This window comes from Pseudomonas parakoreensis (assembly GCF_021602155.1).
Taxonomy (GTDB): Bacteria; Pseudomonadota; Gammaproteobacteria; order Pseudomonadales; family Pseudomonadaceae; genus Aquipseudomonas; species Aquipseudomonas parakoreensis.
The window spans coordinates 1-9,835 of the sequence record NZ_BQHY01000038.1 but is presented as its reverse complement, the minus strand read 5'-3'; the positions used below and the strand labels follow the sequence as shown (position 1 = coordinate 9,835).

The following is a 9,835-nucleotide window of genomic DNA, read 5'->3' as shown; positions in this document are numbered from 1 at the left end:
TCCCGGTGACCCCACCGCCACCGCCACCACCGGCCGCCGCGTTACCCGTTACCGAAACGTTGTGCAGGGTCAGGATGCCGGCGTTGAAAATCCCCCCGCCCATGGCGCCGGTTGCGCCGTAGCCGCCATTGCCGCCGTTGCCCGAGACCAGTCCGCGAGTAATGACCAGACCATCGAGTGTCACCGTACTGCTAGAGGTGATTTCCACCACCCGCGTCCGGTACTGGCCATCGAGGGTGACGTCCGCCACCCCGTCGTTGTTCAGGTCGCCATCAACGGTGATGTTCTTGTTGATCAGCAATTCCGAGGTGAGCTGCACCGTCATGCCGCTGCTGAAGGTCACGATGTCGCCGTTCTGCGCCGACGCCAGCGCTGCGCGTAGCGAGCCAACCCCGGTGTTCGCGTTGTTGGTGGCGGTCCACGTGGCGAGGCCCCACTGATACTCACTCATCGACAGGGTCGACAGCACGTTGGCGCTCTCGATCTTGCCCGTGGCGATTTCCAGATCCCAGTCGCCGCCCACGCCGGTGCGGTTGTTCGAGGCGGCTACATCGCGGCCGGTCAATTGTGCCAGCGAGTCGACGAAGCTCAGGCCGCGGTCGCCCTCGGCGGTGTAGCAGCCGTAAATGAGGATGTCGCCGCCAACGTTCATGTCCTTGCCGATTTCTGCCAGCAGCGCACTGCGCTGCGCGACGTTGTCCGCCGACAGATAGCTGTTGCCGAGCCACAGGTCACCGGCGTTGCCATGAGCGATGATCTGTACCGAGCTGACACCCGAATGCTGGTCGAGATAATCGGCGATCTGCTGCAAACCGTCTTTGCTTGCATCGAGCTTGACCACTTGCGCGCCGGGAGCAACGCCTTTGAGCAGACTGTCGGCATCCTTGACCCGGGCATCGACGAACACCACGCTCTGGCCCGGTACGGCAACAGGGCTGGCAGCCGGCGTGGCATCGGCCTGGCCGTGGGTGTCTTTGCTGACCGACGGGTGATCGGCCGTCGGCGCCTTGGCCGCATCGGCTGCAGGATGGCTGTCGGCCTGGGCGGCGGCGTCAGCGACCGTGGCCGCGACGGCGCCGTCGAACAGCATGCGCGGTTCCAGTGACATGATCAGCGGCGCAGCCAGCGTCCGTTGGCCCTCGGTTACCCGCGACTTTTGCTTGCTCCACCACATGTTGCTCACCCGGACTCGAACAGTTGTAAACGCATCAATGAAAAACGCCGCGATCAACTGATCGCGGCGTCGGACTTCATACGAATCACATTGGCAGCACTGGCTGAGCCATCGAGCCAAAAGGACAGATCGGCGTATTGCTTGAACAGGTCCGGCGGCAGAATCGTGCGCCGGGACTGCAGGGCAACCTTGGGTTTGACCTTGTGCAGGCCGGCCACACCCAGCGCCTGGTCGAATGCCGGCGCGTCATAGGCCAGGTGTTCAAAATCGTGCTCGAACCAGGGCTCGCCAATGAAGTCGTAGACCAGCCGCAGCACCCGCTCCGGGGCCTGGGTCAACAAGTCGTAATCGACGATCAGCAGCGAATCGGCGTGCTCGCCGTAATAGGCTTCCTTGAGTGCCGCCCAAGCAAAACCGACCAGACGATTGCGCTGGGCCAGGGTTTCGCAGCGGCTGTAGACGGTGTTGCGCTCGACAGCATCGCCGAACAGCTTGGTGTTTTCATAAGGGTTGGCGCGGTACAACCGTTCCAGGCTGTCCATCACCCAGGCGACGTTGCGCACGCAGGCAATGACTTTGGCTTTGGGGAACAGATCGCTGATCGCCGGCAGGCGCGAACTCCACTGCCGGTTGGTGTCGAACACCACCGGTTTGTCAGCCTTGTCGGCGTAGTAGGCATCGAACAGTCCGCGCAGCAGGCGCCGGCGCATGTCGGTGTCGATCACCGCGCCGAATTCGCTGCCGGCGCTGCATTGCTCAAGGACACCGGAAAACAGCGCGCCGACCGGGCTGGTCATGCCGGCATGAAAGCGCGGGTTCTGCAGAAGAATCGCAGAAAGCAGGGTGGAACCTGAGCGCGGCAAGCCGGAGATAAAGTGGAACTGCTGCAATCCCTTCACCCTACTTTGTAAGTCCTTTTGTCCGACGAGCGTAGTCCAACAATACCCTTTCGACTAGTAGTGTTTTGATATCAAAATAGAGCAAAACGGACTATGAAAGCCCGTTTTAATCGCGATAATAATGGTGAAGCGTTTAAGTCATTTCTCCGTCGTCCCGTTATCAGTGGTCAACGAAAAAAGTCGCGCATTTGCGCCACCGGCATGGGTCTGATCACGCAGTTGCCAGGTCGTCGGCAAGGGACGGAATGGGTCAGGCACGTCCACGTCCAGATCGCCGATCAACCAGACCCGGGCACTGCCCTTGGGCAGGTCATCGAGTCGGTCCAGGTAGACCTCCTCGGACACCAGGGTGCCGAAACCGTAGTGATTCGGACGCGTCGAACGGCCATCGGCAGCGGGCGGGGTATACAGCCGCACCTGAGCGTCAGTGCGGTTGTAGTAGACGTAACTGAGGTACCAGAGCATGTCGCTGGTGACGATCCGGTCACCGCTGACGAAATGCCGGTTGATGTAATCGACCATGACGTTGAACTGATCGTGCGGGTCGACCGTGGCGTTGGTGTTCACACCCACCAACTCAACCCCGACCCATGCCACCAGGATCGTCACTGCCAGCACACGAGTGCGGCGGTACAACCGGTCAATGGCCAGCGCCGCCAGCATCGGCAACCCCAGCGCATAGGCTGTCAGGTAACGTTCGATGAACACCGGGCTGATGAACGACACCGCGAACACCAGCAACAACGGCATACCGGTGTAAAGCGCCAGCAAGACGCTGCCATGGTTCACGCTGCGGTCGCGGGCCACGGCCACGCCCGCCAGCGCCAGCAGGGCCAGCGGTACGCCGCAGAACAGCAGCAACGGGAGATGCTCGCCGTCGTCCTGGATCAACCAGAGCCAGATCATCGACGGCAGCGAGGACAGGGTCACCGGATCTTCCCAGCCCACATCGCCACCGACCTTGAGTTCTTCCATGTGTTGCGTCAGATCAAGCAGGTTCGGCAACCACGGCAGATAGAGCACGACGATGGCCAGATTGGCCAGCCACCAGTCCTTGCGCTGGATATGCCGCAGGCGATAACCCGGCAGCAGGCGAATCAGCCCCAGATACAGCCAATGGCTCAGCGCGGCCAGCACTGCAAAGTAGTGGGTGTACAACGCGGCGCTCATCAGCAATGCATAGATCAGCAGATACCGGCGGCGCTGCGGGCGCCTGACCCAGCAGATCAGCGCCAGTGTGGAAGCGATCAGGAGCAGGCCGAGCAGCGAGTACATGCGCACTTCCTGGCTGTAGCGCACCGCCGTCGGCAGCAACGCCAGCAGCACCCCGGCGATGATCGCGGCGCGGCGGGTGGCCAGGCGATCGACCAGGCAGACACCCAGCCCGACCGTGGCGATGCCGGCCACAGCGCTGAGGCTGCGAATCGACAGGATGCCTTCACCGAATAACCCGATCCAGCCGTGCAGCAGCATGAAATACAACGGCGGATGCACGTCGAACGCCGCGTGTTCCCAGATACCACTGAGCGAATAGTTCGCCAGCAGCAGGCTTGAGCCTTCGTCGCCCCAGATCGCGGCAGCGGTCAGGTCATAAAAACGCACCACCGTCGCCAGCAACAGAATCGGTATCAGCCACTGCTGGCGAGCCCAGCGCCATAGACGCCGGACACCGGCGTTCGGTGCGGCAAACGGGTCCTGGGTATCCCCCAGCGGAGTCTCGCGACGCGCTTCCATCAACCTTCCCTTACAGATTTACCGAGTCACAACCAGCATCACTCATTGCGCACACTGTAGGCCAGAGGCGAAGTCGACGCGCGGCCATGACGACGTCCGGCAAGTCCGCTGATCCGGGTCTACGCTACGGCGTGGCGTGACCTGCCCGCGCAAATGCAAGGCGTCAGCACAGCCTGTGTACCTGCCCTGCAACCAGGCTACCGCGCGGCGCGCCGACCACATAACAGAAGGATGAGGAACCATGGAAGTCTTTATGGGTACGATTCAACCGTTCGCCTTCAACTTCGCCCCCAGTGGCTGGGCCTTGTGCAACGGACAAATCCTGGGCATCTCGCAATACCAGGCATTGTTCGCCTTGCTGGGCACCTTCTACGGCGGCAACGGCACGACCAATTTTCAGTTGCCCAACCTGCAAGGTCGGGTGCCCGTAGCACAGGGTGCCGGACAGGGCCTGACGCCGCGTGTCATCGGTGAGGTGTATGGCACGGAAAACGTCACCGCCACGATCGCCAACATGCCCAACCACACCCACGCGATGACCGGCCTTACCGCCAACACCGCCCTGCAACTGGCGGTGCCTGCAAGCAATCCGGCGACCGTGCCCACCGCGACCAATTCGTACATCGGCGCGTCCGGCGGCGGCCCTGGCTCGGCGAACATCTATTCCGATGCCCAAGGTGCCACGCCGGTTCCCATCAAAGGCCTGACCACCACGGTCACCGGACATTTCCTCCACGGGCGGCAGTCAGCCGTTATCCATCGTCAACCCCTCTCTGGTCGTCAACTTCAGCATTGCCCTGAACGGGATATTCCCTTCGCGCAACTGATCATGCGTCGGGGGGCCTCACGGCCCCCGGCCGTTCTTTTTTCAACGGAGTCAGATCATGCTGCAAGCGGTTCAGATCCAACACGTCCAGCCGTTGCTCGGACAGCAAAGCACGCTGCACCTGCCAGATGGCACGGCATTGCCCATTCAGATCGAGCATCTTGATGAGGTCCCAGCGGCGAAAACCCGCTACAGCGAGCGCATGCCGTTCTGCCTCGAATTCAACAGTCTGGTGCCGACCGGGTTCGTCGACGGCCTGTGCGCACTGGAGCTGCCGGAACTCGGGCGAGTGGAAGATATTTTCGTGTCGCGAGTGCCGGCGGTGGGGCGGGATCCGCAACTGGGTTACTTCTGCATGTCCTTCAACTGAAATCCCGCCTCACTGCGGATACCACACCAGCCGCTCCGCCGCCGGATTGCGTTCTTCCACCGCAAATCCCAACGCCAGATAGTGTTGCCGTGCGTGGGGGTTGTTGGCCCAGACCACCGTTGCCACCGGGCAACGAACCTGCTGCGCGGCCTTTTGCACGCCTTGCAACACCGCGCGGCCGTACCCCTTGCCCCGCGCCTGGGGAATGAAGGCGATGTACAACACGCGGATTTCATTGGGGCCGAAGTCGGTGCTCAGCGCCCCGATGGCCGTGCCGAGTTTTTCCACGACGTAGTGCAGGGCGTTGGGATGGTTTTCACCCACGCCCTGCTCATGCACCTGAAATTGCTGGGCGATCACTTGCTGCACCACTTCCTGCTCGGCGTCGATCCATTGCAGATCCGGGCGCGCCGACTGATAGAGGCGGTGCAAAAACGGCTCGTCGGTGGCCCGCGCAGGTCGCACCACCAATCCGTCTGCCGTCACACCCGCGTTGCTCGCCATGTTCACGCTCCCTAGAAACCGCTTTCCCTGACCCCCAGCGCCGCCAACCGGCGCCAGGCCACGCCGAGTACCGACTCGCCGCTGCCCTGCAGCACCACCACACCGCGCAACGGTTGAACCGGGGTGGGCGGCTGATCCAGCGTAGTCAATCGCGCGCCATATTGCGCTTGTACAGGCTCGGCTCGTTGCTGTTGATCGCGACGCACGGCAATCGGCCCGTGATGATCGGAGGTCAGCGCCTCCTGATCGACATAGGCCACGCCATTGGTATCGATTTCATCCAGTTTTACGGCGAGCGCCGGATGCATCGGATCATCGGCGATGAACCGCCCGGTCGCACCCGGTTTGACTCGCCACAACTCGGCTTCGGCGATATAGCCACGCAGGCGCGAACCGTCCTCGACCACCCGCGCCAGCGCATCCTTGCTCGACAGCCAGCGCCCCGGCGTCAGATTGGGCAGCACATCACGCACAGTGCCGGCATGGGGCGCGCGCAGCAGCAGGCGTTCGCGGCGAGCGCTCAGACCACGGTATTGCGCCACGGCTTCGGCGAGGCGTTGCTCGATGATACTGGCGTCGGCCGCGGTTTCACTGCGACCGGCCTGTCGGCGCATCAGCAATTGCTGGATCTGGATTTCCCGGCGGACGATGGCCTGCTGCGATTCGAGGTCCGGCGACTCCAGTTCGATCAGTACATCGCCCTGGGCGACTGTCTGGCCATCCGCGACCTTGACTGTTTTGACCCGCGCCGCCACCGGCGCATGCAACGCACTGGCCCGACCGCCCTCAAGCATCGTCGGCAGTTCGACCGCGCTGCGCCACGGCACGATCAGCACCAGCAACAGGCCGAGTACCGCCAGGCTGCTGACCAGCACACGCGGGCCATGCGCTTGTTCGCGGCGGCTCCACCACTGACGCCACTCATTCATGATCGGCAGAAAGATGAACCACACCAGTTCCACCAGCATCAGGAAGATCCCCAACACTTTGAAAAACAGGTGATAGACCGCCAGCGCGATCCCGAAAAACAATGCCGCACGCCATAACCACGAGCCATACCCCCAGATCAGCAAACGCCGCTGCATCGTCGGCGACCAAGGCTCCGGCGCCGGGGCGCCATAGCCGAACAAACACTCACGCAGGCGCCAGCGACAGAAGGCAAAGGCCCGGCCCTGCAGGTTGTCGACCTCCCACAGATCGCTGAGCAAAAAGTAGCCATCGAAACGCATGAACGGGTTGAGATTGACCACCAGCGTGGTGATCCAGGTCGCACTGGCGAGCATGAACGCCGCCGTCCGGGCCGGGCCGTCGGGCAATAGCGACCAGACCAGCAACGCGATGCACGCCAGCAACAACTCCGCCAGCACCCCGCCGGCGCCGATCAGCAGCCGCGCACGCCGGTCGTTGACCCGCCAGGCGTCACTGACGTCGGTGTAAAACATCGGCAGCAAGACCATGAACGCCACGCCCATGCTCTGCACCCGACAGCCGGCGCGCTTGGCCATGAATGCGTGGCCGAACTCGTGACAGAGCTTGGCGAAGAACAGCGCCACAGCAAACGAGAGCGCCCCACCGAGGCTGAACAGGTGCGGAAAGGTGCCGACAAAGCGCTGCCAGTCCCGCGAAACCAGAAACACCCCGAGCGCCAGCGTTACCGGCAGACCGACGCGCAACAGTCGTGGCCCGAAGCGCTCCAGCCACGGCCACGCGCGATTGAGAAAAGCGTCCGGGCGCCACAATGGAATGCGAAAAAACAGATATTGGTGAAGCAGGATTTTCCACAGGCTCTGCCGTTGCGCGAGGGCCTTGAGCGAGTAACTGGCACGCTGCTGATCGTCGAGGGCGCTGATCAGGTCATGCCCGCGCAGAAATGTCAGCAGTTGCTCCAACTCGACACCGTCCAGCGGCAGGCCCGGCTCGCGGTTGGCGGCGCGCAGCACTTGCTCGGGATCGCCCAGCGACCAGTGGCGCAACAGGCGCATCGCCGCCGCGCCGAGTTTGAAATACCGACCGCGCACCGGATCGGCCAGGGTCCAGCGCGGTGAACCGTCCAGTGCTGGCGCCGCGGGCGACAGTTGCAGGTCGGCACGCAGGCTCGGCAGATTCATTTACAGACCCACGCTCTGGCGCAGACCGGCAAGCGGACGGCGCAGCAGGTACAAGGCCAGCGGCGCGCGGTCGCCGAATATCTTGGCCGTACCGCGCAGGCCGATGCGCGGCGGTGCCTCGGTAAAATTTGCATCCAGTCGATACGCCAGTTGGCCGCCAGCGGTGGGCTGCGCTTCATAGGCCGAACGCTCAAGTCTGGCGGTGTGGCGTTGCAGCGGATCGCTGTCGAGGAACAACGCAATATCGGCGCCCGGTTCCAGCGCAATCGCGTCGCCCACCGCCAGTTCGATACGCAGTTCGGCCTGATTCGGGTCGGCGATTTCCATCAAGCGCTCGCCGGTCTGCACCGGTCTGCCGGTCAGGCGCTCGGCATCGGCGAACACTGCGATCCCGTCACGCTCGGCGCGCACTTCGCTACGCGCCAGCAACTCGCGGGCGTAATCGCGCTCGGCGCGTTTTTGCTCGGCACGGGCGGCGAGCAAATCGACCCTGGCACTGGACTCGGCATCGGCAAACGAACGTTGCGAGTTGGATTTCAGTTCTGCTTCCGCCACGCCCAAGGCACGCTCGGCCACATCAGCCTGGGCCTTGAGGGTGGTGCTTTCAAACCGCAGCAGCAGGTCGCCGGCTTTCACCGGTTGATTGGGCTTGACCAGAAACTCGGCGATCACCCCGTCCAGCGGCGCCGCCACCACGCGACCGCCCTGCGGCACGACTTCCGCCGGCGCCAATACCGACTGGCGCACCGGGATCAACAACCCGAGCAACAGCACCGCCACCAGCGCCACCTGACGCTTGCGGGTCCAGCGCAGCCGCCACGGCTTGCGCGGCTGCAACGCCAGCCACGCATGACTGTAGGTGTCGCCCAGTTGTGACAGCAGCACTTGTTCGGAAGGGTTCCACGGCACATCGCGGGCCAGGCACAAACCGCCGAACACCTCGCCCTCGCGGTCGATCAGTGGCAGCCAGAACACTTGAGCGGCAGACAGACTGCGCCAGTCAGCCTGAATCGCTTCGCCCACCTGCTCAGGCGTGATGACCCGCGCAATCTTCAATCCATCCTGCTTGAACAACTGCGCCACCGCCTGCTCGACGAATGCCACAAACGGTGCATTCGGCTCGACCGTACTGACGCCAGTCACCGCCTGTACCTTGCCAGCGATCAGTAAGGCCGCATGGCGATACCCGAACAGCGCCTGGCCGTCGTTGACCAGGCTATAGGCCAGTTGCGAGGCATCGCGAGCAGCGCGTGTCTGTCGTTCGAGATCCAGAAACCGCGCAAACACCTGTTCGGCGCCGCCGGCCACCGGGGCGTTCATTTAAGCTCCGCAAAATGCGCCGTGCCGCTCATGCCGGCGAGCAAGCCCTTGGCTTCGGGAAGTGTGGCGACCAGCAACAGGGTCTGACTGCCTTCGTCAATCCGCGCACCGAGTCGTTTGACCGTGGCATCGATCGGCTGGCCGGTTTCGTCGGGGATAAAGCTGAAGGTCTGGCCGGGTTTGAGTCTGGCCATCCAGCGCGACGGCACCAGCAAGTGGATCTCCAGGGTGCGGTTGTCGACCACATCGAGCAGTGGCGCGCCGGCCGGCACACTTTCGTAGCGTTGCACCTTACGCTCGACCACTTGCCCGTCGAACGGCGCAACCACGCTGCAGCGTTTGACCTGAACCTGATAAACCTGAGACTGCGCCTGGGTCTCGCTGACCTTGGCCTCGGCCCGCGCCACTTCGAAACGCCCGACGGAATTGAGCGCCGCCAGTTGCCGATTGTGCGCCAGCTCCTCACCGGCACCGCGGCTGGCGGCCTGGGCGGCATTGAGCTGAGCCTGATACGCCGAGCAATCGAACTTCGCCAGCACATCGCCCTTTTTAAACGACTCGCCCTCGCTGAACGGCAACTCGACAATCCGCCCCGACAACTCACTGGCCAGCGTCGCCTGATCCCGAGCGCGCAACACACCCCGCGCCTCACTGCTCGCCGTGGCTGTCGCAGGCGTTGCGTTATCCAGCAGCGGATCGTCTGGCCCGGGCGTTTGCGCCTGAACTGCACACGTAACAAAGGTCAATCCGATAACCCAACCGCGCAAACGCTGCATAACCGCTACTCCCTGACGGATGAGCGGAGTCTACGACAGCGGGGAATAGCGTCAAGCGAAAGGCCATCATTCGGGTGCGAGAATCAACGTTGCGCCATCTCCCCCGCCGGATACACCGACTCCC

Annotated in this window: 8 protein-coding genes and 1 pseudogene; 2 read left to right on the top strand and 7 right to left on the bottom strand. The window is 63.2% G+C overall.

Annotated elements, in window-relative coordinates:
- The 3 genes from L6D63_RS28030 to L6D63_RS28020 form a co-directional block, all read right to left on the bottom strand.
- A partial coding sequence (locus L6D63_RS28030) for a DUF4347 domain-containing protein (protein ID WP_236170487.1) occupies positions 1–1,174 on the bottom strand: 1,174 nt, incomplete at its 3' end.
- A gap of 53 nt (positions 1,175–1,227) precedes the next feature.
- The gene (locus L6D63_RS28025) at positions 1,228–2,073 is read right to left on the bottom strand and encodes a sulfotransferase family protein (RefSeq protein WP_047290731.1); all 846 of its coding nucleotides are present in this window, start codon (positions 2,071–2,073) and stop codon (positions 1,228–1,230) included.
- Between the two features lie 138 nt (positions 2,074–2,211).
- On the bottom strand, positions 2,212–3,807 hold the full coding sequence (locus tag L6D63_RS28020) for a glycosyltransferase family 39 protein (protein ID WP_131670834.1): 1,596 nt from the start codon (positions 3,805–3,807) through the stop codon (positions 2,212–2,214).
- 241 nt (positions 3,808–4,048) lie between these two features.
- Between L6D63_RS28020 and L6D63_RS28015 the strand changes: the two are divergent.
- Together L6D63_RS28015 and L6D63_RS28010 are read left to right on the top strand one after the other, a co-directional pair.
- Positions 4,049–4,634 (top strand): annotated as a pseudogene (locus L6D63_RS28015) (phage tail protein).
- Positions 4,635–4,691: 57 nt separating this feature from the next.
- Positions 4,692–5,003, top strand: a complete 312-nt coding sequence (locus tag L6D63_RS28010) for a DUF6916 family protein (protein WP_131670833.1) — start codon at positions 4,692–4,694, stop codon at positions 5,001–5,003.
- 9 nt (positions 5,004–5,012) lie between these two features.
- Here the strand turns inward: L6D63_RS28010 and L6D63_RS28005 are convergent, their stop codons facing one another.
- From L6D63_RS28005 to L6D63_RS27990, 4 genes are read right to left on the bottom strand one after another with little or no spacing between them, the layout of a single operon-like run.
- Positions 5,013–5,507, bottom strand: coding sequence for a GNAT family N-acetyltransferase (locus L6D63_RS28005; RefSeq protein ID WP_131670832.1), 495 nt, complete (start codon positions 5,505–5,507; stop codon positions 5,013–5,015).
- 11 nt (positions 5,508–5,518) lie between these two features.
- Positions 5,519–7,615, bottom strand: a complete 2,097-nt coding sequence (locus tag L6D63_RS28000; protein ID WP_131670831.1) for a site-2 protease family protein — start codon at positions 7,613–7,615, stop codon at positions 5,519–5,521.
- Positions 7,616–8,935: an efflux RND transporter periplasmic adaptor subunit gene (locus tag L6D63_RS27995; protein ID WP_131670830.1), complete on the bottom strand. Its 1,320-nt coding sequence runs from the start codon at positions 8,933–8,935 to the stop codon at positions 7,616–7,618.
- Positions 8,932–9,711: an efflux RND transporter periplasmic adaptor subunit gene (locus L6D63_RS27990; RefSeq protein ID WP_047290724.1), complete on the bottom strand. Its 780-nt coding sequence runs from the start codon at positions 9,709–9,711 to the stop codon at positions 8,932–8,934. Before L6D63_RS27990 ends, L6D63_RS27995 begins: the two co-directional genes overlap by 4 nt.
- Positions 9,712–9,835: the final 124 nt, after the last annotated feature.

Excerpts from the sequence above, each read along its gene's own strand:
- L6D63_RS28005 (WP_131670832.1), bottom strand. The coding sequence starts at position 5,507 with ATGGCGAGCAACGCGGGTGTGACGGCAGACGGATTGGTGGTGCGACCT.
- L6D63_RS28020 (WP_131670834.1), bottom strand. The coding sequence starts at position 3,807 with ATGGAAGCGCGTCGCGAGACTCCGCTGGGGGATACCCAGGACCCGTTT.
- L6D63_RS27995 (WP_131670830.1), bottom strand. The coding sequence starts at position 8,935 with ATGAACGCCCCGGTGGCCGGCGGCGCCGAACAGGTGTTTGCGCGGTTT.
- L6D63_RS28000 (WP_131670831.1), bottom strand. The coding sequence starts at position 7,615 with ATGAATCTGCCGAGCCTGCGTGCCGACCTGCAACTGTCGCCCGCGGCG.
- L6D63_RS27990 (WP_047290724.1), bottom strand. The coding sequence starts at position 9,711 with ATGCAGCGTTTGCGCGGTTGGGTTATCGGATTGACCTTTGTTACGTGT.
- L6D63_RS28010 (WP_131670833.1), top strand. The coding sequence starts at position 4,692 with ATGCTGCAAGCGGTTCAGATCCAACACGTCCAGCCGTTGCTCGGACAG.